Source organism: Zeaxanthinibacter enoshimensis (assembly GCF_004362865.1).
Classification (GTDB): domain Bacteria; phylum Bacteroidota; class Bacteroidia; order Flavobacteriales; family Flavobacteriaceae; genus Zeaxanthinibacter; species Zeaxanthinibacter enoshimensis.
On sequence record NZ_SNYI01000001.1, the window covers coordinates 665,024 to 689,914 of the forward strand.

Here is a 24,891-nt window from a genome sequence, read left to right on the forward strand (position 1 = left end):
ATTTTTAGTGGACTAGGAATTTTTTCTTGGAATTCAGGGAAGATTCTGCCTGTATTTCTCAGCTTCCCAATTTCCTAAAAAATTAATTTCCTCCTCGGGGAGGTAAAAAAGGTCATTCTTTAAATGGTTTGCTATAAGTAGATTGTTTTTCAATACATCTTCTATCATTTTAGCTTTTTTCAGATCTGCTGCCATAATAAAAAGATGACCATTAAATCGAATCAGAGTTGGCGGCCCTTGATACTCCTTCTTGTATCGTATAAGATCTTTCTCGTCCAGATTTTCTAACTCCAACACCTTGTATCCACAAAATACAAATCCATCCGGGGAAAACGGGCGCACCCCGGGGGTCTCTGATTTACCGGTTATAATGTCCTGGATAATTGCATCCTCGGATAAATATGCTATTTGATGAGTCTTAAAGGCGTTGCGGTAGAGTTCAGAAATCCGGTTAACCATGTGGTACCGGGATAGATCTAAACCCGATAATTGCTCTGCCCTGGTAACGATTTCATTTGTAATGCCTGCAATTTCTTCATATGTATCAGAGCTTACAATTAAGCCATGATTCTGAAGAAAAATAACCTTAGGGATCTGACCATAACTTTCTTTATATTCTTCCAGCTTTTTCTTTAGTAATAAAGCCAGCTCAATCCCCGGGGTTTCATAGGGGACAAGAAGTGCATTAGGATAAAGTTCAGGGGTAATTGTCTCCCACAATTTATGACTCGTAAATACATTCACTGCGATGGCGTGGACATGACAGGTATAGGTGTATAATAAAGCATGGAGGTAAGTTTCAATCGAGGGCCTGTCCTTACCCTTCACTATAGTCTTCTTCAGGAGTTCTGAAGCGCTCTGGTCTTTACTTCTCTTATCTCCTGAATTCAGAACCTCCTGGTTTTCCATGATCGATAAAACGTCTTGAGTATTAACTTCCGTGAAACCCTTATTTGCATGTAGCTCAGAAAGCAGGTATCCCGAGGCCTTGATAAGCATAGACTCACCAAATTTTACAGAAGTATTCCCTCCCCCTGCCTGTACAAGGTCAAATCGCTCCCCGACCCCTGCCGACATAGTAACCAATTTGTTCACTGCTGTTTCCCGATTCATAATATTATTTCGTTAAAGTGAGCGACTTCCTGAACAGAATCAGGGAGATCTTTAATCTCATTTTTCCTGTTTATCCATATACTCCTTATTCCCATAGCCTGTGCTCCTACAATATCCTTTTCCCAGCTATCACCAATCATGATAGCTTCGCCAGCAGTACATTCTAATTTCTGAAGTGCCTTTGTGAACATGTAAGGGTGGGGTTTTTCCACACCAACTTCTTCACTACTTACCATTCTATATATCAATTCTGTTAAATGGAACTTCTCTACTTTTCGAAATTGAATATGTGCAGTTAAGTCCGTAAGCAGGCATATTCGCATACCCTTTTCATGAAAACTCTCCAGCATCGGTTTAACATCTTTATCAAGCTCCATCCGATCTAAAAAAGTTTCCCAATAGGTATTATAAAAATGCAATCCGTATTTTAAACTATTCAGCCCTAAGGCCTCTATCATCTTCTGGAAATACAGAAGTCTGTTATGAGAAGCTGCTCTGGCCGGTAACTCTAATTGTGTTTGCATCCGGGCATGAGCAAAAGACTTCTTTAAAATTTCCCTATTGATCCCGAAAAGAGACTGGAATTCTGAGAATACTGCCTCCATGGAAGCCTGGTGAGGTGCATCATAAGAATATATGCTATTATCTAAGTCTAATATTATATGTTTAGGCATCCCACTTTTTTAAATTAAAAAATACCTGTGCTTTCGAATTTAGAGAACAAGTAAATTCATTCTCATCTTCAGCACGCTATGTCAGTTTTTATTCAAAGGAAATAAGTTCTTGTACAATCTGTTTCCCGGTATGGCCATCACCGTATAGATTTAAATTAAAATCGATGTGTCCATTAAGAATTTGGTTAAAGGTTTTTATCATTAAATCTTTATTTGAGCCCACCAGAAAATTAACCCCATGCTCTATAAGTTCTGTCCATTCCGTTTCTTCTCGCACCGTAATACAAGGCTTATCAAAAAAGAAAGCCTCCTTCTGAAGTCCGCCACTATCAGTAATTACACAAATAGAATTCATCAATAGCCATATCATTTCGAAATATCCCACTGGTTCTATTATTCTTATATTCTTACTTGGGGTAATACCATACTCTTTTAACATTTTTGAGGTCCGAGGATGTAGAGGTAGAACAACCTGATTTATCTTGCTGATTTCTGCTAAGCCATCAAAAATATTTTTTAATTTTTTCGGGTTATCCGTATTCTCTTGTCGGTGGATCGTCGATAATACCAAATTGGCATCCAGGTCAATGCCGTGGGGTTTCACAGCCAAATTTTTATAATATATTGCTGCATCATTCATTACATCTCCGCATTGAACAATCTTAGGTGAAAGTGACGCATAACCTTCATCCATAAGATTCTGAACAGCACTTTCCGTAGGGCAGAACAAAAGGTCACTAATCCTATCTGTTAAAATCCTATTAACTTCCTCGGGCATTTGCATATTAAACGATCTCAAGCCAGCTTCTACATGTGCTACTTTAATATGTAGTTTCTTAGCCGCTAGTGCACCTGCGATAGTAGAATTAGTGTCCCCGTAAACTAGTACCCAATCAGGTTTTTCCAGCAGCAAGACCTTTTCAATTTCCATCAGCATATTGCCGGTCATTGCACCATGAGACATGCTGTTAATTTCTAAATTGAAATCAGGCTTAGGAATTTCCATTTGTTTGAAGAATATTTCACTCATGTTATTGTCGAAATGTTGACCTGTATGAATGATTTTTTCTTCAATCCAATTATCTCTTTTCGTTAAGGACTTATTATGCAGATTTATTGCTCTGCTTACCACAGCAGCCTTTACAAACTGAGGTCTTGCACCAATAACCGTAACAATCTTTTTACTCATCTTATTCCGATATAATTTATGATTAGTTATCATCAATGTTTTAAGAGCATATCATAAAGACCGGTTAACTTCTTCTGCTCAGAATCCCAATTAAATTTTTCCAATATGGCATTTCGCCCATTTTGACCTTTTTTTTCAGAGAGCTCGTCATGTTCCAATAAAAACTTAATGGCCCCAGCAATAGCTTCAGGATCTCTCGGATTAACGCAAATTCCGCAGTCATATCTTTCCACAATTTCTTTCCAAAGATCAAAATTTGAGGCCACTAAGGGTATTCCTTGGGCCATGTATTCAAATAATTTATTAGGTTGAGAGTGAATGTGATTCCCATATGGAAGGAAGGTCACCAGACCCACTTTGGATTGCTTCATTACGCTTTTAACCTCATTGCGATTAATTTGACCCATATAATTAGTCTTAGTCCATCCATCTAAAGAGCTTAAAGTTTGTAGGTACGACTTAGGAGCAACGCTTCCAGCAAGATTAAGGACTATATTGGGAAGGAGGCTAGTTGCTAAGATAATCTGACTTAATCCTCGTATTTCCGTTATACTCCCAATATAACATATTTCATTTCGTTTTGTTTCCCATTTCGTCACTTGTAAATCGAGATCTGAGAGTAGCGGAAAATTATTAATATCGACCACTGTATCATTGAGTCTGGAGAATCTTTTACTGATATGTGGTGTAGCCGTGATAACAGCGTCAAAGTTTTTCACAATATTATCCTCATACCATTCCATGCCTAAGGCCAATGGTCGTCTGGCCAATATCGGGACATATTCTTTACTCATTAACTGCCTTGGCAGATCTTCATGAGTGTCATAGATTACAACCTTTCCCTTTTTCTTCAGTTTTTTACCATAAGGTAATAGCTCGGGGTCATGAAAATGGTAAATATCTGCATCTAAGTCGAGTGCTTTATTGAATACTCGCTTTGTAGCCTTTATAAATCGGGATATTTTACCTTCGGTTTTCCCTACGCTATGAATGCTGATCCCCTCAAAAACTTCATCTTCTTTTTCGTCAGCTACAATAAGATGTACGTCCAGACCATGATTTTTTAGACTAATACACTCTTTATAAAGTATCCTAGTATCATACCTATGATGTACAGATGTCAAGTGACAAACTTTAATTTTTTTCTTCACGAAGTAGAAATATTGAAATTATTAATAATGCAAGGGCTCCATGGGTTAATAAGACTGTAAAGATAGAGGAACTTATAAAAGAAAAGATTACCAGTAAGAACAATCCAAAATACTTAGACGGTATTTTTAGGTTGTTCAAAATCATGAAATAAATAGCGACAATGCATATGTTTAACCACACACCCACCGTGCCCATATTCATATACCCATCTGAAATTAACCCATTATTAGCCGCCATATCCGGTCGGTTAAAGTAAGCCTCCCCAATCAAATATTCATGTCGAATAATATAAGGGTAATTCACGAAGGCCCCCAAAACAGATTCTGACCAATACATGTAATTATCCCTAAAGAAATCTAAATATGCAATATCCAGTAAGGTTGGGAGGAAATGCACCCTTCTGAAAGTTAGAATCCAAGGATAATCATAACCTACTGCTGAAAAAATTAAACAAAGAATAATAAAAATGGAGGAGTACAGAAGAATCCTGCTGACTGACTTTAAATACGTCCATTTGTAGAATATCAAGACTGCTATAAGGCCAAGATATACCGTTTTGTGCGCTCCGAATAAATAAAAAAGTACGAGATAAAAGATTCCAACTAGGACAAGCAACTTATTCTTCAATTCAAGTGAAAATACAATGATTAGCGGAATGATAATCTTGGTAAACAGGGAATACGTATAACCGAAATAAAAATTGGAAAGTCCTGCCATATCGCTTCTGGTCTTGTATACATCAAGAAGAAGTAGATTTTTCAGATTAATATGGGGGCCATAAACGATTAAATAGGGCAATGTCCCTACTACGGTTATTAACAGAAGAATAAGGAGGCCTTGCCTTTTATTTAATACTGGAATAAAGGAAAGATTGAATTTCAATTTGAGTAAGGCCCAGAGGATAAGAAAGAACAATTGGTGAAATACCAATAGTTGCAGAGGGTACATACCTTCTGATACAAAGGCAATTAGTGATGGTATAGTCACTAGAATGAAAAATAGGGAGAGTATGATAAACCCTAATTTTCTGGTGTTAATCCTTTTAAGTATCCAAAGATTAAATGAGAAAAGAATGCATGACGCCAAGAAGCGTCCAATAGAAAAATCAAATATTCCATTTTTCAGTTCAGCAATGTTTTCCCAATAAAAGTAGTATTTGATCTTGTAGTGGTACAATCCCATTAACAAGAAAAAGTAAATCACAAAATATAATGTTAATGAGGGTCTAATCTTCAATTGCTCCGTACTTTAGTCAGTGAAAAGATAAAAGAAGTCAGGAAGGCAAAAAAAGAGATTCCCGAAAACCTGTTTAATATACTCTCAAAAAGAGCATTGATTAACAAAATGAAAACTATTGCGATGAGAAAACTTTTATCAGGGCTGGCAAATCGGTATGCTCTCTGGATAAGGAGAACGAATATTAGTATTAACAGCAAAATACCCACTACACCGTTTTCAATCCAGATCTGTAAAAATTGGTTATGAGCATTCAACTTTTCACGTAAAGGATATTGATAATCCATCTTTGCATAAACATTATTTAAAGCATCCTGTGCATTCCCGACTCCATATCCGGCTATAGGCCTTGCCTTTATCAATTCTATCGATGCATCCCAAGTGAGTAACCTAGTTGAATAACCATACCTGGCACTTTTATCAATCGAAAACTGCATTTCTGATATTTTATTCAAGCTTTCTGACACTCTCGGGTTTAAAATGGTCAGGGCGATTATTCCGGTTAATATGCAACCTAAGGCTATCAACTTATATCGGAATTTCATTTGAAGGGTATGAAGCCAATAAAAAAATAATATAGTAAGTACAATGAAGGATGCCTTATTTGAAATCAGGAATAGGATGAAAAGGTAAAATATGAGTAAAAACCACCTTTCCCAAAGAGATAAAATCTTTCCTTTAAACAAGACAATACAAAGTCCTACCGAAAAGTACATCGCAAAATATACCGTTTGGTGGAATATCGAAAAGTGATTACCAAAAAAATAATTGCCTCCATACATGATCGACTCCATGAACTTTTTGCCATCCAAGACTGCTGGCTGGAAATGAATACTTCCCATCTCAAATTCCATTGATCGGTAAATAGCAAAAAACAGACAATAAAACCCTGCACCTACTAGTCCCCACAAAAATGCTTTCATCATCTTTTTTCGCTCTTGTGGCGTATACTGGAAAAGAATAAAAAGCGCGGGAAATAATAAAAATGAAAGTCTATGTTCTAAATATTTAAGTTCACCCCGGTATGCCAAAAACAAGCCTGCTGTATAAATCAAATAAAGGGCTGGCAACATGAACATCCTCCAATTAGAGTTTACCCTTCTTTTTCGTAAACTTAGGAGTGCAAGAATGGCCCATACAATCATCGCAAGGGTAGCAAGCTTTTGCTCAAAAGGGATTAAAAACAGATAACCTAGTGCTCCGTAAAAGTACAGGTGTTGCTTATTGAACTTATTTTTTATAACCCAATCCATTCCCTTCATATCTGTTTAACTACGAGATTGTTTAAACTTTGAAAGTGTCCTGAATTGTAATAAAAAATACAATGTATATAATATGACCTCATGCGCAACGTATACGTATAATAGAGTGATAACATTTAAATCTAATACATAAACGCTTATGCCGAGAGTTAAAAAGGTAGTTACAAAATATCCTACCTGCCAGACAGATGCCGTCTTTAATTCATTAGCTGCATTAAAAATGGAAGACAGCGGACTAGCCACAATTTTAAATACAAAACTCATGGCTAGTATACTTGCAAATTCACCAGACCTAACCCATTTACTGCCAAATACCAGGCTAAATAGCCCTGGTCCAAAAAAATATAATATAATGGCAATACTAATTCCCATTGCAAAGAGAACCCATGCCGATTTCTTAAAGAATACAATTCCTTCCGAGAACCTTCGTTGGTTAACAAGGTCTGCGATCTTCTGATAAAAGACATCCCTGTAAGATGTTCCTATAAGCCCTAGCGGAGCACTCAGCACCATATATGTAAGTCCATAATAACCAAGATCATCTACAGTGTAATACGCCGTCAGGACCAAGATGATGGCTTGTGTGGAAATTGTGTTGAGCAGAGCCGGGGCTATACCGTATTTGGGATAATCAATATATTCCTGCGCTACTTGTTTCAGCTTTTTAATAGGAATTAGAGAAGTCCGGATTCCCGATTTACCAAAGAGGTATCCCCATGAACCCATGGTTCCAAGGATCTTTGCAAGTACTAGACCATAAAGAGATATCTTCGCTAACCCAAGCACAACTGCCGTCAGGATATAACCCACAGACTGCATTATTTTGGAGTATGCATTATATCTGAAAGTTTTTTTCCGAATAGAAAGAAGGGTGAAAGAATTCCATATGCCAAAGAACAGGACATAAAGCGGAACAAAATATACCAGTGGGCCAAGGTCTGGAACAGAAAATTGAGATAGGATAAAAAAACCTATGCCCAATAGAAATGTATAAGCAACTGTGAGGTAGATGCTTAAGGTGAATAGTCTTAAAGCCCGGGCTTCAGACTTAGGCAAAACAATGGCCATATGGTATTTCCCTCCAACACCTACAGCAAAAATAGTGGCCAATGCGAAAAATGAGGTATAATTCGCAAAATCCTCCTCAGTATAGAGCCGGGTGAGAAGGGGAGTGGCTAGGAAGGGTAAAATCTGAGCGATACCCGTTCCCAACATTTGGGAGGAGACATTCCTCGTAAATTCGGATTTTATTAAACGGTCCCAAATTTTAGCCAATTGTGTGGTCGCTTGCAGTTAATTTAGTGATATCACTGTATTAGATGAAAGGATGGTAAGATCCTTTTTTTCCCACCGGTTCTGCCTGTCTGATATCATGCACTATCTCGATAGCGGTTCGGGCTGCTTCCAGCCCATATCCTTTTCCTTCCAGGATATCCCGGTAAACCATGGTATGCAGGTCCGTAAACCCACCACTGAACTCAAGCTCCTCTCCGTTTATGGTGATAGATCTGAAAGTTGTCTGTCCTTTCTCCTTTATCTCCCCAGGTAGATAATCAGCATTAATACTGAGAAACCAGCGGACCCTTGCGTTTTCAAATTCCAAATACCCAGCTGCACGATCTTCCTCGTGAACGTGAACAATATTTTCCTGTACATCCCCAAAAATCCAGGACAGCATATCATAGAAATGAACCCCGATATTGGTTGCAATGCCTCCTGATTTGCTCATATCACCTTTCCAAGAGGTAAAATACCAGTGGCCTCTGGATGTAAGGTAGGTAAGATCAACGTCAAATTTCGTGTCCTTAGGTGCCTGTTGCACCTTTTCCCTGAGTGCAATAATACTGGGATGCACTCGCAATTGCAGGATATTATAAATCTTTTTTCCTGTCTTTTCCTCTACGTGTTTTAGCTTATCAACATTCCACGGGTTAAGGACCAAGGGTTTTTCACAAATGGCATCAGCTCCACTTCGGAGGGCAAATCTAATATGGGCATCGTGAAGATAATTTGGGGAACAGATACTTACGAAATCAAGGTAAGTTTCCTTCTCGTACTTTAATTTTTCTATGTGCCGGTCAAAGCGCTCAAATTCGACGAAGAAATCTGCTTTCGGAAAATATGAATCTATTACTCCTACACTATCTCCCTTATCATAAGCGGCAAGTAAATTATTCCCGGTATCCTTAATTGCTTTCATATGTCTTGGAGCAATATATCCTGCCGCTCCTATCAATGCGAAGTGCTTCATTCCTTGGTGATTTTAATTAATTGGTCGGTTATGTATTTTATTTCATTCTGGTCAAGGTACGGATTCATAGGCAAGCTCATCACCTCTTTCGAAAAAGCCTCCGTAATCGGGAAATCACCAGCACTATATCCAAGATATTCAAAACATTCCTGCAAATGCAGAGGAATTGGGTAATGTACTGCGGTTGGAATTCCGGCCTGACTTAGTATTTCCTGTACCATTTCCCTCTTCTTGATCCTGACCGTGTACTGCGCCCAAACCGAGCTGCGATCATCTGCAACCACCGGGAGTATAAGGTCGCTGTTCTTTAAATTCTCATTGTAAGCGGATGCTACCTGTTGACGTCTTTGAATATCATTCTCATAGTACTTAAGCTTAACGTCCAAAATTGCTGCCTGTAAATTATCTAATCGCCCTCCCATTCCGATGTACTTATGAGTATACCGTGCGACCTGCCCGTGAACCCTCATCGCCTTCATCTTCTCATACAACACTTCATCATCTGTAAAGACAGCCCCGCCATCACCGAAACATCCCAGTGGTTTCGCAGGGAAAAAACTGGTACATCCCACAGTACTTAAATTTCCACTGCGTTTGCCTTTATATAATGCTCCAAAGCTCTGGGCTCCATCCTCAATGACAGCAAGACCATGCTTTGCTGCAATAGCGTTGATCTCATCCATTCCGGAAGGCTGCCCATATAGGGAAACCGGCATTATCGCCTTGGTTCGCTCCGTAATTGCAGTCTCAATATTGCCGGGGTCTATGTTATAAGTTCCCTCCTCAATGTCTACAAAAACGGGTATAGCTCCAAGACAGGCTATTGTTTCTGCTGTCGCTATAAAAGTAAACGGACTGGTTATAATTTCATCCCCCGCCTTGATTCCAAGAGCCATCATTGCCAATAACAAGGCGTCAGTCCCCGAGGAACATCCCAGAGCATACTTACATCCTACGAATCCAGCGAGGTTATTTTCAAAATCAACGGTCTCTTTACCAAGAATATACCTGGCTGAAGACATAACTTCCAGGGCGGCCTCCTTGATCTCATTCTCATGTTCACTATACGCCTCCGGTAATTTTGCAAAATCTATCTTCATATATATTAACTAACGCGTTTAACCTGATTATTTTCTAATCGATATAATTGGCCGCTTTCCGGGCATACAGCAGATCCTTCTGCATTAAAATCCAGTCGATGACCATATTCACTTACCCACCCAATCTGTCTTCCAGGATTTCCCACTACCAAGGCATAAGGGGGAACTGATTTTGTAATGACCGCACCCGCTCCTATCAGGGAATACGAACCTATGGGGTTGCCACATACAATGGTGGCATTCGCACCAATAGATGCGCCTTTACTGACTACAGTCTCTTTATATTCATCCCTGCGGATTACCGCGCTACGCGGGTTAATGACGTTTGTAAACACCATTGAGGGCCCAAGGAAGACATCATCCTCGCATATTACTCCGGTGTATATGGAAACGTTGTTCTGCACCTTAACATTTTTTCCCAGAACCACCCGAGGAGAGACCACCACATTCTGACCAATATTGCATTTCTCCCCTATAACACAATCTTTCATAATATGTGAGAAATGCCAAATCTTGGTACCCTCCCCAATAATAGCACCTGCATCTATGACGGCGGTTTCGTGTGCGAAATATGATTTTTCTTTCATCCTTGATCCTGGGTTTTTAATACACTATTTCGTGGTCTGGCGGCAAAAGTACGATAATTACTATGCCTTACAACCAGTGAAGAGGCGTCTAAGGCCATGTCATTCACAATATTTATTGCCCATTGATACCAAGACATCGGAACTCCGTCGGTAAAATGATATATCCCGTAATCCTCTGAACCCCCACTTATTATTTTACGCAAATACTGCGCGAGATTGTTTGCGTCAGTTGGACACCCGATCTGCTCATCCGTTATATAGAGTGTTTCTCCTTTTTCTGCTTTATCCCTGATCTTGGTATAAAAATTAGATCCAAACTCGGAATAAAGCCAGGAAGTCCGAATGATAAAATACCGGGTCATTAGTCTTTTAATATATTCTTCCCCAAGCAGTTTAGACTTGCCGTATTCGTTGATTGGATTTGGGATATCCGTAGCCAGGTATGGCCCTTCCTTTTCACCGTCAAAGACGTAGTCTGTTGATATGTGAATTAAGGTAATCGCCCTGGATTCACATGAACCTGCAAGGTTCCTGACTCCTTCTGCATTAACTTCAAAGGCTTTCTTAGGTGATTTTTCAGCGGTTTCCACGTCAGTATACGCGGCACAGTTAATACAATAATCAAACTCCGTATTGTCCAAAATTCTTCGAATGGAAATTGGATCGGTAATATCCATGGTAGCCTTATTCACAAAAGTAAATCGGACTTCCGAATCCTGAGGCATTTTTTGGAGACATCTTGCCAATTGCCCTCCTGCTCCGGTAACAAGCACTTGTTTCATTTCCCTAATTCTTTCAGGGTTGGTAATTCGAGGTCTTTTTCTGATAACAGTATTTCTTCCCGGGGATACTCCCAGTCGATGTTCAATGACGGATCACTAAATATGACACCTCGTTCTGCGCCTTTATTATAATATTCGCCACATTTATAAAGAAAATGAGTATCGTCTTGTAGTGCTATAAAACCGTGGGCGATCCCTTTTGGCATGTAGATCATCTTACCATTGATACCGGACAGTCTGATCTTAAAATGTTTCCCAAAGGTGAGACTATCCGGGCGAAGATCTACCATCACATCCAGCACTTCTCCTTTTGCTACACGGACCAGTTTTGATTGCCCATAAGGAGAGGCCTGGTAATGAAGTCCCCGCAGCACGCCTTTGGCTGAAACAGAATGATTATCCTGTACAAATTCCAGGGGTATTCCCAGCTTTTCTTCTAATTCTCGTTGGTTAAATGCCTCAAAGAAAAGTCCTCTATGGTCCTTATGAATCTCAGGAGTAATCAGGTAACAACCTTTCAGTGGTATTTCTTCTATTTGCACGTAGTATACTTATTTAAGATTCATTAAATATTCCCCATACCCGCTTTTCAATAAAGGTGCAGCAAGTTTGTGAAGTTGTTTCTTATCTATAAATCCGTTTATATAAGCGATCTCTTCTATAGCGCCTATCTTGAGGCCTTGACGTTCCTCGATTACTTCGACAAATTGCCCTGCCTGCATTAAGGAGTTAAAAGTGCCCGTATCCAGCCAGGCCGTCCCTCTATCCAAAATACTCACTTTAAGTTTACCCTTCTTAAGGTAAGCCCGGTTAACATCCGTAATCTCCAGTTCACCCCGCTTACTGGGTTGTATGCCCTTAGCAATTTTTACTACCTCGTTATCATAGAAATATATCCCGGGAACGGCATAATTGGATTTCGGTTTCCTTGGTTTTTCTTCTATGCTGATCGCTTTCCCTTGTTCGTTGAATTCGACCACCCCGTACCTTTCAGGATCCTGTACGTGGTACCCATAGATGATTCCACCGTCAGGATCAATATTAGATTTAAGCAATTCTGCCAATCCGGATCCATAAAATATATTATCCCCCAATATCAAGGCCACTTTGTCCTGGCCAATAAAGGCCTCCCCAATAATAAATGCATCAGCGAGTCCTCTGGGCTCCTGTTGCACCGCGTATTCAAATGTGCACCCCAGTTGTGATCCGTCGCCCAGTAATTTCTCGAAAACCACCCTATCCTCCGGCGTGGTTATTAATAATATTTCCCGGATACCGGCAGAAAGTAAGGTTGCTAACGGGTAATAGATCATCGGTTTGTCGTATACCGGCATTAGCTGTTTGCTCACGGCTAAGGTGATCGGGAAAAGTCGTGAACCTGTACCCCCGGCTAAAATAATTCCTTTCATACTCCGGTTTTAAATATATCCTGTTTTCAATCTTTCCCGGGTTTCTCCCTGTATTCACCAGTCAGGATACGACGAACCCAGGTAGTATTTTCTACGTACCAATCTATGGTTTTTTTAAGACCTTCCTCGAAGGTATACAAAGGCTTCCAACCCAGTTCTGACCTGATTTTTGTAGCATCTATAGCATATCTATGGTCGTGCCCCGGTCTGTCCTCAACAAAAGTTATCAAATTTGCGGAGCTGCCTTCTTCCCTTCCAAATTTCTCATCCATTAGCCGGCATAACAGTTTAACCAGGTCCAGGTTCTTCCATTCGCAATTACTCCCGATATTATAGGATTGACCAGGTTGTCCCTTATGATATACCAAGTCTATAGCTAATGCATGATCCTCTACATATAACCAATCCCGTTTGTTGCTTCCATCCCCATATATCGGAAGTGATTTTTCCTCCATTATGCGATTTAATATAAGCGGGATTAGCTTTTCGGGGTACTGATTTGGTCCGTAATTATTAGAACAATTACTGATGACATAAGGCAAACCATAAGTAGCGCCATAGGCCCTTACAAAATGATCTGACCCGGCCTTGGAGGCTGCATAAGGTGAATTGGGGGAGTAGGGAGTAGTTTCTTTAAAGTATCCCTCCTCACCTAGGGAACCGTATACCTCATCGGTGCTGATGTGATAGAATAACTTGTCCTTTGCCTGGGTTGGCCAACTATGTCGGGCAGCTTCCAGCAGGTTAACAGTCCCCATAAGATTTGTATCCAGGAATGCCATAGGATCCGATATGGATCGATCAACGTGGGATTCTGCGGCCAGGTGTATTACACCATCAAAATTGTGTACAGAGAATAAACTAGAAAGTAATTGTTTGTCCCTAATATCCCCATGGATAAAAGTATAGTTGGCTCGTCCCTCCAGATCTGCAATATTATCCGGATTCCCTGCGTATGTCAGTGCATCGATATTGAATATATGATAATCTGGATATTGATCTACAAACCTTCTAACCACGTGAGACCCTATAAAGCCTGCTCCTCCGGTAATCAAAATATTCATATCTATAGCTATTGCACCATTAGTGTAGTCCTTGTTATATCAAATTACAACATCTTCTCAGCTTTATTATTCAGATAGATAAGGATTGAAAAAAGAAGATACCCCAATACCAAGATCATGGGTATAAGTACAATATTCTTGCCGAAAAATGCCTTTTGTACCTGCTGCGGCATTCCAAAATGAAGAATGTTTATCGGGTCTTTTTGTTGTTGTAATTCGAGTCGCTTTTTCTCAATATCCTTTAATAGGCCATTTTTCAGATTCAGCAGGCTCGTAACATCGAATGGCTGGTCATCGCTTACTACGAATCGCCCGGTATTCACATTTCTGTCAGTGCTGGTCATCCTCTCTGAATAAGATTCTATTAACTTATCTATTTGCTTTACCAGCGTTTTATTGTTTTCTATTCGTTCTTTAGCATTCTCCCGGCCAATTTCTACCACCTCTTTAAAATAGCTGTTAGAGTTGATATATGACATAAGCTTCTTTGCCGCTTCATGGCCACTCGCCCTGTCTTTATATAGGAAAGTGATCTTATGATTCAGACTGCTCTTATTATAAATTTCAGAAATTAACACATCACTCACAAAATCCGTGTTCTGGAATTTCTCAAGTACTTCCAGGTACATGATCTCAGATTCCAGATTTTCACTGACCTCTGGTTCTGCCATAGGCTCTATAGTGACTTCAAAATCTGCAAGATCCGCAATTTCAATGCCCATCGGCTTAAAGAAAGAGGCATCGTCGGCTATCAAATTCGCCTGGATCTCGTTCACTACGTCATACAGATAGCTTTTACTCTCTATATAGGGTTTTACAATAACTTCCGTCTTTAATTTCTTACTAACGATCTGGTTTAACCCATAACCAATTAACAATCCCACCAGGATTAGTCCGCTGAATATCAGTATGTTGTTTTTAAAATACACGAACAATCGCAAAATCGAACGAAAAACACTGTTTATTCCCTTATTAATCAATTGGAATACCTGCCCCAGATCTATCTCATCTGAGTTTTGTGGTCGGTTGGTTGATTTGTGCTCTTCCATCAGTGCGAATTAAATATCTGTTCTAAAATCTTGTCCGTGATCAAATATGTGGGTTTTACCCCGGTGGTGCCAAGGCCGCCGGAAGCCAAAGTACTTCCTGTTTCCAGAGGATTATCCGAGGCGTAATAAGCGTAACGTACTTTTACGTCATCTCGTATGCTCTTTCGAATTTTCGATGCCGACTGTATGGCCTTCTGGTAATGGACCCCTTCCATCTCCAGGCCGATTACACCCCAGGTGGAATTGTGGAAGAATTTCAGGATATCCTTGTTCTGCAACGAGGTTCCCAGCACCGTAACCATGGTCCCCTCCAGCACTTTGAGTCCGTGGCCCCTGAAATCCTCGGCGGATAACTGGTTCTCAAAGGGGTAATTGTCTGCCGTACCTTCAAAAATATGAGCCGACGGGATCATCAGGTCACCTTTTCCTCCTTCCAGGATACCGGCTTTTCCCATGATGGAGATCGAAGCTATGTTCATAAAAACAGGTGCTTCGTGCTTTACCTTGTACGGCTTCAGCAATTCATCAATGGTCTCGTATGCCTGCTCGCCAAAAGCGTAATCCATGACAAAGATCACCGGGATCTGCTCCTCGGGCAGGTCATCGGAAAGTTTGTAACTGCAGTGATCCCTGTCCATCTTCGCAAGATCGAAGATCTGTACATCGATATTGGTTCCCGATTCGTCATTGATAAAGGTCATGCCGTTCTTTTTGGCCACGTTGGTCACCTTCTGCCTCAGCTCCTGGTTGACATCGGTACTCAGGGCCTCGAAGATCTCCAGGCTGTTTTTATCGGGAAATTCCTTTTCCAGTACTTTCTTGGCAAAAATGGAATTCATCACCGAATGCATATTCGCACTGATGATGTGGATAGGTCTCTTTATCAGTCCCTGTTCATGCAGTGTCCTTTTTATGGTGTTCGCCCATCGCTCCCCGTGGATATGGTGACCCAGTCTCTCCCGTAACAGGGTGCTGAAGGTAATAGCCCTCTTTTCCCCGCCTATCTCTTCTTCTATGGCGTGTTTCCCCAGCCAGTAAATGATCTCGAGGAATCTCTCAGGACTTTCTTCCGTGGCAAGTTTCTTATGCATAGCCATGGTTTCCGTGAAAGGCCTTCCCAGGATACTGGCAGTATGTACCAGGGCACGTTCACGTTCAGCCTGGCTCAGTTCATCCTTTTGTACCAGTTCCTCCAGTTTCTGCCAGTCGCGGATGGTCTTGTCCGTATCCTCGATCAATACCCTGCGGCTGATCTTCTGGGATTCTATGAACAGGAAGGTCAGGTGGGTCAGGATATCATAGATATCCGAGCGCCCCCTGGTGATCTCGATATTCATCTGCTCATCATCGATCCGGTAACAGTTCCTCCTCCGTTTCGGGGGGACGATCGGTTCAAAATGGGTGTCGGAATACCCTTCGTCCGAGGTGAGGTTAATAAACCGGCACTGCTCTATCCCCGCCGGCAGTCGCTCTAATACATAGATGAGCCCGTTAAATTCAGCCTTTTCCTCTGCTACGGAACCATATATTTCCGGTCGCAGTTGCAACAGCGCATTTTTAAGGGTTTCTCCTGACACCCCCATAGGCTTGTAAAAACCCCTGTTAAAAAGGTGTCGCATGGTTATATACAGCCGCTCGATGGCATTGGTGGATTCCTGTGCCCGGGTAGTATCTTTAACTTTTTCCATAGAGTACAATCGGTAAGATGCCGCTAAAGTACAGTTTTTAATAAATATATGGGGGATAAGAGGCAGCTTTCAGGGGATTAAGTGCCTGCCAATAAGGATCAAGCTTCGGCCCGGAACCTCAGGATATCATCTGCAGCAGAACGATCGTTATACAGGCGTTGTACCTTGTTCTGACCCCCGAGTTTCCCAATGGATTTCATATAATCCCGGAACCCGCCCTCACGGATACTGCTTATCCTGAGCTGCTGCAGCACCTTGCCTTCTATCAGGTCAAAATAATAACTGTTCTGCCGCTGCAAGGACTGGTCGAGCACTTCCTGGAACTTTTCCATATCTGACGGTCCCCTGGAGAATTCGATCAGCCACTCGTGATAGGGAAGTTCCCCAGTTTCGGGGGTGATCTGCGGGGCCACCGTAAATTCGTTCACCTGGGCGTCGGTGGCGGCCACAGCATCCTGCATGGCTTGCTCCACTTCCTTCGCGATCACGTGTTCTCCAAAGGCCGATATAAAATGCGCGATCCGGCCGGAGACCACTACCCTGTACGGAGCTAAAGAAATAAACTGAACGGTATCTCCCAGGTTGTAGGCCCAGAGGCCTGCGTTGGTGGATATGATCATCACGTAATTAACCCCCAATTCCACATCTTTCAGTAAGAGTCTGCCGGGGTTCTCATCAAAAAATTCATCTGCCCTGACAAACTCGTAAAAAATCCCGGAATTCAGTAATAACAATAATCCTTTCTCCTGCTGTGAATCCTGGTAGGCAAAAAATCCTTCACTGGCAGGAAATAATTCTATGCTATCCACACGGCGACCTATCAGGTCTTCAAACTTCGCCCGGTACGGTTCGTAATTCACTCCCCCGTAAATAAAAAGCTGGAAATTTTTAAAAAGCTCTCCCACCTTTTTCCCGGTCTTTTGCTGCAGTCTCTCAAAATACATCTGTACCCAGGAAGGTATCCCGGCTATCACAGCCATATCTTCGTTCTGTGTCTCCTCTACAATGGCATTTACTTTGGTCTCCCAATCTTCGATACAGTTGGTCTCCCAGCTTGGAAGCCTGTTCTTCTGCAAATAATCGGGAACGTAATGAGCGGAAATTCCTGACAGGCGTCCCAGTTTGATCCCATTCTTTTCGGCCAGTTCAGGGCTGCCTTGTAAAAAGATCATCTTGCGGTCCACGAAAGCCGAATTCCCAGTCTCGTGGATGTAATGAAGGATGGCATCGCGCGATGCTTCTACCTGGTATTTGATGGAAGGAGCGGTTATGGGGATGTATTTTGCCCCGGACGTGGTACCGGAGGTTTTGGCAAAATATAATGGCTTCCCCGGCCAGAGGATATCGGGCTCCCCAGCGACCGAACGCTCCACGTAAGGCTTCAGATCTTCGTAATCCCGGATAGGAACCCTGGCCACGAAATCAACATGATTTTTTATTTCCGAAAATTTGTGGTCCCTTCCGAATTGCGTAGCTGCTGCAGTGCTGATAAGATCCCGGAAAACCTTACCCTGGGTGCGATGGGGTTCCCTGACCCATTTCGCGGTCTTACGGGCCACATGCCAGGCAAAAATTCGGGCAGCAACAGATTTGAGGGACATAAAGTGGTTTTAAAATTCGATATAATTGGCAGGGTTCACGGCAGTACCCTCATGCCATAATTCAAAGTGCAAATGCTCTCCTGTGGTAAGGGCGCCGGTATTGCCAACAGAAGCGATGACTTCCCCTACCCGGACGATGTCGCCCTGGGTTTTGTAAAGGGAGCCATTATGCTTATATACCGAAAGGTATCCATCTTTGTGTTCCAGGATGACCACATACCCGGTATCTGCCGTCCATTCTGCAAAGATAACCGTACCATTGGCTACTGCTTTTACCGGGGTATCCTTGGCAGCCACCACATCAATGCCGTAATGTTTGATCTTGGCATTATAGGGATCCGAAACCGTACCGCTGACCGGCGAGAAAAAGGTTATTCCTTCACTGGTTTCTTCGCGCTGGAATACATTGTACTTATCCTCCAATGCAACTTCGGCCCTGAGCACCGAGTCCTGGGGTATCGGGCGGAGATCTACCGTGCTTGGATCTATTTTGAACGACTCGTAAATGGAGTCTGGGCGTACCTCACTGCTGGCCACTTCCCCTCGTAACACCATCCGAATCCTTTCCAGATACCTGTTGGTATAATTAAGGGCGGTAACCAGGGAGTCGGTCTTGTAGGTAAGTTCGGTTGCCTGCCGTTTCAGCCGGGTGGAAGAATAGCCCGGGATGTATTCTCTTAACGGGGTAAAAGCGATGAGCAAGGTAGTCAAAGCAATTAACCCAATAATGGCCAGGGAGCCTGTCACAAACACATTGAGACGACTCAGTTTAAAGGAGATCTTCTCCTCGAAGGTGCTTTCGTTCAGGATGACCAGGCGATACTTATGCAGCAGCTTTCTCCTGATCTCCTTCCGTTTCTTTCCTTTTTTGGCCATGAAGCACAAATATAAGGTTCACTCTGAATATCGTGCGCTCTGCTACTTAAATTTATGAAATTTAAGAGCGTACTGCCTCAATCGCGCAAGTCTCATCAGATAATTTATTTGAAACAATTGCAAAAACCTCCTCCTATAATTAACGTGTAGGTAAATGGTTTTTTAGTACCTTTGTAATCCATTTAAAGATAATTACATGGTATCACTTATTCCATTTCTGGCTATCGGGCCCTGGCAGATTGCAGTCATCGTAGTGCTGGTTCTTTTATTGTTTGGCGGTAAAAAGATCCCTGAACTGATGAGGGGTCTGGGCAGCGGTATTAAAGAATTTAAAGACGCTTCCAAGGAAGACGAGAAAGTGGAGGAAAAGAAGGAATCTTAGTCCACGATTCTAATAAAGTTTTAAGAACATCCCTGATCGGGATGTTTTTTTTTGCCCCCTGATCAGTATGCCCCGTTTCAAGAGGTTAAACACCCTATCTGCCTCCTTAATTACCACCTGCCGGAACTTAAAGCAGAAAGCTGATCCCCGGTCATCGATAAAAAATGCTTCTTCACATCAGTTCGCTGTCAATTCACAACAATTATTCCGAGTTGCCTTTTGTTTTGTTTAAGATTGCTTGCACTTAAATCAGGATTCATTAAACAAATTCGAACTAACAAAGGCATCATACATTGTTCCCCCATATAAAAATAAACTTATTATTAGGTTTTATTCTCGCTTTCCTGCTTACCCTTGCAACAAACTCACTGACCGCCCAGGAAGATGAAGCTGCCGGGTTCGAGGTGGACGCTGAAATCCTATCCGGTACTCAAAGTATCGGGAAAGACGACTGGTTCCCGGGAGAATCCGGGCTGGGAGTGATCAGCCTGGACCAGCTATTCTCCTTCCAGTCCAATATCAGCAAAGGGAAAAACAAAGATTTTGAAGCTCCCATGCGTTTTGCCAAGGGCAGTGTACAGCAGGGAAGGATCTTCCTCGAGGCTCGTTATGGCCACGACCAGGTTGCTTCCGGGGGCTGGGATGATGACAGTATATTTGATGACAGCACGGGACACAACCCTGAAAACTGGGAAGTGGACAGTAATGGCCTTCCTGCAAAAACCGACCTGCAGGATACCTATATCCACATCAGGCGAGATGGCACAACTGCAAATGATTCACTGTGGATCGCAGGTGCAGTCAGCACCATTGCCAATGGGGGCACCCACTACATAGATGTGGAATTCTATGTCAGTGAGATTGAATTAAAAGGCGATAAATTCCGTACCTCGGGTCCGGATGACGGGCATACCTCCTGGAAATTTGACCCCGGGGGCCAGATCACCCAGACAGGGGATATGACCATTGGTTTAAAGTTTACTGCCTCAACAGTAGTCGATATGGAAGTGTGGATCTGGGTCTCCCTGACCGACTACCTGTCTAACAGAGGTTTCGGTTATATCGATTTCATCAGCGCTTCCCCGGGATCCCAATTTGGGTATGCCCTGATCAATGTAAATACAGCAGGTTTCTTATCGATCAATAATGATTTTACAGAATCGCCGCCCTGGGGGGTATTCGATTCCAAATCGAACCCGGCATACGCCTATGACCCCGAAATACTGACCGAATTCGGTGTGAACCTCAGCAGGCTCGGATTAGATCCTGCCATGAACTTTCCCGATGCCAGCGTTTGTAGTACAGAATACAGCAGTGTATTGTATAAGAGCCGGATCAGCAGCAATATGCGTTCCGGTCTCCGCGATTTTGCAGGACCTTATGCCTTGGGGGAAGCCGATGTACCTCCCCCGATCGATAATACTATTCTCTCTCCCGGAAACTTTAAAAGTTGTGTTTCCGAGGAAAGCCTGTTTCTCCGGGCAGCCGTTGAGCAGACTGATGCTGTCTACCAGTGGGAATCCCTGAGTCCCGGGGTGAGTTTTCCCGGCGGGGAGCGACTGCTGCTGGGTATAGGACTCAGCGAAGTAGAGGTGAACAGCCCGGGGAATTACAGCCTGGTCATAAGCCAGCCAGGGGTGTGTACCAGTCAGCCCTACCCCCCTTATACCGTAAATATCCGTGCTGAACCCTGTGCACAAGACGACACTTACCTGGTACAAATGGAGGAGCCACAGGTCTTCGAGGTATGGGAGAATGACCTGGACCTGGATGGCGATCTGCTGCAGAACTCCGTCACCACTTCGGGCCTGGCACAGCCTGCCAACGGAACACTTTCCGTTGCCGGTACCGGCGAGATTACGTATACACCTGACTCGGGTTATAAAGGACCTGACAGCTTTGAATACCAGATCTGCGACGCTTCCGGGCTATGCGATACAGCGGTAGTAAGGCTGGACGTTATAGATCCCATTCCCCCGCCCTTCCTGGATTCAGATGCCGACGGGATCTTTGACAAGGACGACCTGGATGATGATAATGACGGGATCCCTGATAGCGAAGAGCAAAGTGTTATCATGGACAGGAACCAGCCTGCCTGCGGAGGAGAAGTGCCGCTCGATTTCAGCAATGAGGCAGTACTGATATCAGGTACTGACAAACAGAAGGGTGCGGTGTACCGGATTTCCGAAGTGAGCCCAGGGATCGATGCACTGATAACCGTTTCTGATATTTATAATGCTACTATCATTGCCATCGATTTTAATGATACGGACGCCCATGCTTTCCGGCCGGAATCGGCCTTCAGCTTTACTGACACAGGCGACCAGGGATTGATAGAATACAAGATCCGATTTGTACAAAGCAATAGTTTTAACTCGGTCGTGATCGATAACTTTTTCATGAATTTTAACGATATCGACGGGACGGCCCAATACGCCGAACAAACCTGGGCAGATAAACCCTCACACTACGTTCTTTCTGATCCAACTGAGCTTAGTATGTACAGCGATGGGAAATGGGTTGTGGGAACCTCCGGTACGGTTACCTATAACGGGGCGAGTAATGCCAACCCGCAAGCCAACTTTGGTGTTCATTATACTTCCAAATCGGAGATGACCGTAAGGGTGGGGGCCATGGCAAGAGTTCCCGGGGCCAAGTCGCTCCGCAGGTTGCACCACATAGAATTCCTCTGTGTTACCAATTACATCAATCCTGTCCGGTATATCATGGATGCAGACTATGACGGGGTGCCCAACCACCTGGACCTGGATAGTGATAACGACGGCATATATGATGCTGTGGAAGCCGGTCATAAGAGGGAGCACAACCGTGGAATATTGAGCGGACCCTTTGGCGGCAATGGATTAGCAGATGCTGTTGAAACCACGGCAGATTCCGGGGTTCTGAATTACAGCATGGGAGATGCGGATTCTGCCAACCTGAAAGATTATCTTTCAACGGACAGTGATGCGGATGGTTGTAGTGATGCTGATGAAGCCTACTCCAACCCAAATGCAGACGGGGGAGATAATCCCTTCTACGGAACCGGTTCCCCTCCCTTGGTTAAAAGTGACGGTACCGTAAGGTTTGCCGCGTACCACTTGCCTGCCGACAATGACGCCAATGGTATTTATGATTTTACAGAAGCAACCTCCCCGGCCATAGTAACCCACCCGGAAGACCAATTGAGCTGTAAGGGAGAAGACGTGATCTTCACAGTAGAAGCTGTGAGTGCACAAACTTCCCAGTGGCAAATTCGCGAAGGAAATAACTGGATCGATCTGGCTGATGATTCCAGGTATAGCGGCACAAAAACTGACACCCTGAAAATACACCAGGCCCCTTTTAGCCTTGACGGCAAGGAATACCGGGCGCTGATCACAGGAGATTCATATGTCTGTGAAGTGGATTCAGATCCCGCCAGGCTCAGCCTTTTACCCGGACCAGATGTCCGGGCGGGAGCGTCTTCCATGCTTATCAGTTCAGGGGATTATGTGACGCTGACAGGTAGTGGTGCCGAAAGCTATTCCTGGGACCAGGGGGTAGTTGATGGAGAAGCGGTACAATTATTCGCAACTACAACCTTTACGGTTACAGGCACCGACACCGAAGGGTGTACAAATACAGATAGTATCACCATCGAGGTGCAGGCCACTGCTGACCTGGAATTACAGAAGAGTGCAGATAATCCAGATCCGAATGTGGGAGATGAAATTACTTTCACGCTTACCGTAACTAACCATGGGCCTGATCTAGCCACCAACGTCCGTATTCTAGATAATGTACCAATCGGTTTTACTATTCTTTCTGCAGAACAGCAAGGAGTAATCTCTGGAAATAAAATAGAATGGTTATTAGCGGAACTAGCCGTCGGGGAGGTCTCGCTGCAATATAAAGTCCGTGTAAATCCGCCCAGAGGCATCCCGGGAGAATACCGTAATATGGCCCAGATCATTGCTTTGGACCAGCAGGATCCGGACTCCCAGCCCAAAAATGACGACGGCGATCAAAGCGAAGACGATGAGGCCCAATATACCATCCCGACACCGACAGCCAACCTTGTACTCACCAAGGAGATCGACAGGAACGAGGCAGCGGTTGGTGAGATAGTGGTCTTTACCATAACAATTCTTAACGATGGGCCATATACGGCCACTGGTATAGGTGTTTCAGAAGAATTGCCGGCCGGGTATGACCTGCTGTCAGCAAGTGCCTCTGCGGGGAGTTATGTGCCCGGAACCTCGCGTTGGGATATACCGCAACTAACCGTAGGCGAATTGGCAACCCTTGAAATAAAGGCTGCAGTCAACGCTTCCGGTCCTTATGTCAATACCGCGAGTATTATTGCTATAGACCAGGCAGATTCTACTCCGGCAGACCAGTCGGACAGTTCAGGAATAGAATCGGTGACCTCCCTGGCCGACCTGGAGTTGGAAAAACTGGTAAATCACACCAACCCTAATGTTGGGGATACGGTCATGTTTACATTGAATATAAAAAACAACGGGCCGGATACTGCCACCAACGTATTACTTATAGACCAGTTACCTCCCGGGTTTGAAATGGTCTCTGCTCCCGGGGCAGAAATAGACGACAACCTTATCCAGTGGCACATCCCGGAAATACCTGTAGGCATATACAGCATTAATTACGAGGTCAGAATACTGCCTGCAACCGGGGCAATCGGGGAATACCGGAATATTGCGGAAATAGCAGCCACGGACCAGGCAGACCCGGATTCGCAGCCGGGGAATGATGACGGGGACCAGGACCAGGATGATGAAGATGGGGTAGAACTTACCGTACCTACTGCGGAACTGCTGCTCACAAAGGAAGTTACCGGCACGGAGGTACAGCTAGGGGATTTGGTCACATTCATTATTACACTTACTAATCACGGTAACCAAAAAGCAACGAACATCCTGGTGCAGGATGAATTGCCTTCCGGCTATGAACTGGAAAACGTCAGTACCAGCGTCGGTACCTTCAAGAATAACACCTGGACAATTCCCGTACTGGAGGCCGGTCAAAGTGCTACACTTAGCATGCAGGTTAAAATTACAGCAGGTGGTAATTACGAGAATATCGCCCGGATTATTTATGCCGACCAGCTGATTGATGCAGGAGGGCAGGACATGGATACAGCGATAATCAACCTTAAAGAAAATTGCCTGGTAGTTTACAATGAATTTTCCCCGAATGGAGACGGCCTCAATGACGTCCTGTACATCGAGTGCATTGAACAGTATCCCAATAGCCGTTTGCAGGTCTTTGACCGATGGGGATCCAAAGTCTATGATCAGCCCGGTTATGACAACAGCTGGAGAGGCATCAGCAAATCCAGTTCAACCCAAAACCCGGATAAGGAACTGAATACAGGCACCTATTATTACATCCTCAGTCTCGGTGATGGCCATACACCGGACCTGACTGGCTGGCTTTATATCAGTCGCTGATGATGAAAACACCGATAAAG

Annotated in this window: 19 protein-coding genes; 2 read left to right on the forward strand and 17 right to left on the reverse strand. The window is 43.4% G+C overall.

The window, feature by feature from the left end; genetic code table 11:
• Positions 1–33: 33 nt before the first annotated feature.
• From CLV82_RS02995 to CLV82_RS03075, 17 genes are all read right to left on the reverse strand, one after another.
• A complete protein-coding gene (locus CLV82_RS02995; RefSeq protein WP_133642811.1) occupies positions 34–1,113 on the reverse strand; it encodes a class II aldolase/adducin family protein in 1,080 nt (359 codons plus the stop codon).
• Positions 1,110–1,787 (reverse strand): HAD family hydrolase, encoded by a 678-nt coding sequence (locus CLV82_RS03000; protein ID WP_133642812.1) that lies wholly within the window; start codon positions 1,785–1,787, stop codon positions 1,110–1,112. The genes CLV82_RS02995 and CLV82_RS03000 overlap by 4 nt, the downstream gene beginning before the upstream one ends.
• An 88-nt stretch (positions 1,788–1,875) precedes the next feature.
• Positions 1,876–2,976, reverse strand: a complete 1,101-nt coding sequence (wecB, locus tag CLV82_RS03005) for a non-hydrolyzing UDP-N-acetylglucosamine 2-epimerase (RefSeq protein WP_133642813.1) — start codon at positions 2,974–2,976, stop codon at positions 1,876–1,878.
• Between the two features lie 32 nt (positions 2,977–3,008).
• Positions 3,009–4,127: a glycosyltransferase family 4 protein gene (locus tag CLV82_RS03010; protein WP_208107962.1), complete on the reverse strand. Its 1,119-nt coding sequence runs from the start codon at positions 4,125–4,127 to the stop codon at positions 3,009–3,011.
• Positions 4,128–5,360: 1,233 nt separating this feature from the next.
• Entirely contained in the window at positions 5,361–6,626 is a 1,266-nt protein-coding gene (locus CLV82_RS03015) for an O-antigen ligase family protein (protein WP_133642814.1), read from the reverse strand.
• A gap of 6 nt (positions 6,627–6,632) precedes the next feature.
• Positions 6,633–7,901, reverse strand: coding sequence for a lipopolysaccharide biosynthesis protein (locus CLV82_RS03020; protein ID WP_133642815.1), 1,269 nt, complete (start codon positions 7,899–7,901; stop codon positions 6,633–6,635).
• Positions 7,902–7,941: 40 nt separating this feature from the next.
• Positions 7,942–8,877 (reverse strand): Gfo/Idh/MocA family protein, encoded by a 936-nt coding sequence (locus tag CLV82_RS03025; RefSeq protein ID WP_133642816.1) that lies wholly within the window; start codon positions 8,875–8,877, stop codon positions 7,942–7,944.
• Positions 8,874–9,977, reverse strand: a complete 1,104-nt coding sequence (locus CLV82_RS03030) for a DegT/DnrJ/EryC1/StrS family aminotransferase (RefSeq protein ID WP_133642817.1) — start codon at positions 9,975–9,977, stop codon at positions 8,874–8,876. The genes CLV82_RS03025 and CLV82_RS03030 overlap by 4 nt, the downstream gene beginning before the upstream one ends.
• 5 nt (positions 9,978–9,982) lie before the next feature.
• Positions 9,983–10,564 carry an acyltransferase gene (locus CLV82_RS03035; RefSeq protein WP_133642818.1) on the reverse strand — a complete coding sequence of 194 codons (582 nt, stop codon included), beginning with the start codon at positions 10,562–10,564 and terminating at the stop codon, positions 9,983–9,985.
• The gene (gene rfbD / locus CLV82_RS03040; protein ID WP_133642819.1) at positions 10,561–11,346 is read right to left on the reverse strand and encodes a dTDP-4-dehydrorhamnose reductase; all 786 of its coding nucleotides are present in this window, start codon (positions 11,344–11,346) and stop codon (positions 10,561–10,563) included. The genes CLV82_RS03035 and rfbD overlap by 4 nt, the downstream gene beginning before the upstream one ends.
• Entirely contained in the window at positions 11,343–11,888 is a 546-nt protein-coding gene (gene rfbC, locus CLV82_RS03045; protein ID WP_133642820.1) for a dTDP-4-dehydrorhamnose 3,5-epimerase, read from the reverse strand. The genes rfbD and rfbC overlap by 4 nt, the downstream gene beginning before the upstream one ends.
• Positions 11,889–11,897: 9 nt before the next feature.
• A complete protein-coding gene (gene rfbA, locus CLV82_RS03050; RefSeq protein ID WP_133642821.1) occupies positions 11,898–12,755 on the reverse strand; it encodes a glucose-1-phosphate thymidylyltransferase RfbA in 858 nt (285 codons plus the stop codon).
• Between the two features lie 26 nt (positions 12,756–12,781).
• The gene (gene rfbB / locus CLV82_RS03055) at positions 12,782–13,819 is read right to left on the reverse strand and encodes a dTDP-glucose 4,6-dehydratase (protein WP_133642822.1); all 1,038 of its coding nucleotides are present in this window, start codon (positions 13,817–13,819) and stop codon (positions 12,782–12,784) included.
• Between the two features lie 44 nt (positions 13,820–13,863).
• Entirely contained in the window at positions 13,864–14,868 is a 1,005-nt protein-coding gene (locus CLV82_RS03060) for a hypothetical protein (protein ID WP_133642823.1), read from the reverse strand.
• Positions 14,868–16,556, reverse strand: coding sequence for a DUF6909 family protein (locus CLV82_RS03065; protein ID WP_133642824.1), 1,689 nt, complete (start codon positions 16,554–16,556; stop codon positions 14,868–14,870). Before CLV82_RS03065 ends, CLV82_RS03060 begins: the two co-directional genes overlap by 1 nt.
• 98 nt (positions 16,557–16,654) lie before the next feature.
• The gene (locus CLV82_RS03070; protein ID WP_133642825.1) at positions 16,655–18,157 is read right to left on the reverse strand and encodes a GH3 auxin-responsive promoter family protein; all 1,503 of its coding nucleotides are present in this window, start codon (positions 18,155–18,157) and stop codon (positions 16,655–16,657) included.
• A 9-nt stretch (positions 18,158–18,166) separates the two neighbouring features.
• A complete protein-coding gene (locus tag CLV82_RS03075; RefSeq protein WP_133642826.1) occupies positions 18,167–19,033 on the reverse strand; it encodes a M23 family metallopeptidase in 867 nt (288 codons plus the stop codon).
• Positions 19,034–19,229: 196 nt separating this feature from the next.
• Here CLV82_RS03075 and tatA point away from each other — a divergent pair, with 196 nt between their 5' ends.
• Together tatA and CLV82_RS03085 are read left to right on the forward strand one after the other, a co-directional pair.
• Positions 19,230–19,415 (forward strand): twin-arginine translocase TatA/TatE family subunit, encoded by a 186-nt coding sequence (gene tatA, locus CLV82_RS03080; RefSeq protein ID WP_133642827.1) that lies wholly within the window; start codon positions 19,230–19,232, stop codon positions 19,413–19,415.
• 293 nt (positions 19,416–19,708) lie between these two features.
• Positions 19,709–24,871, forward strand: a complete 5,163-nt coding sequence (locus CLV82_RS03085) for a T9SS type B sorting domain-containing protein (RefSeq protein ID WP_133642828.1) — start codon at positions 19,709–19,711, stop codon at positions 24,869–24,871.
• The last annotated feature ends 20 nt before the right edge of the window (positions 24,872–24,891 follow it).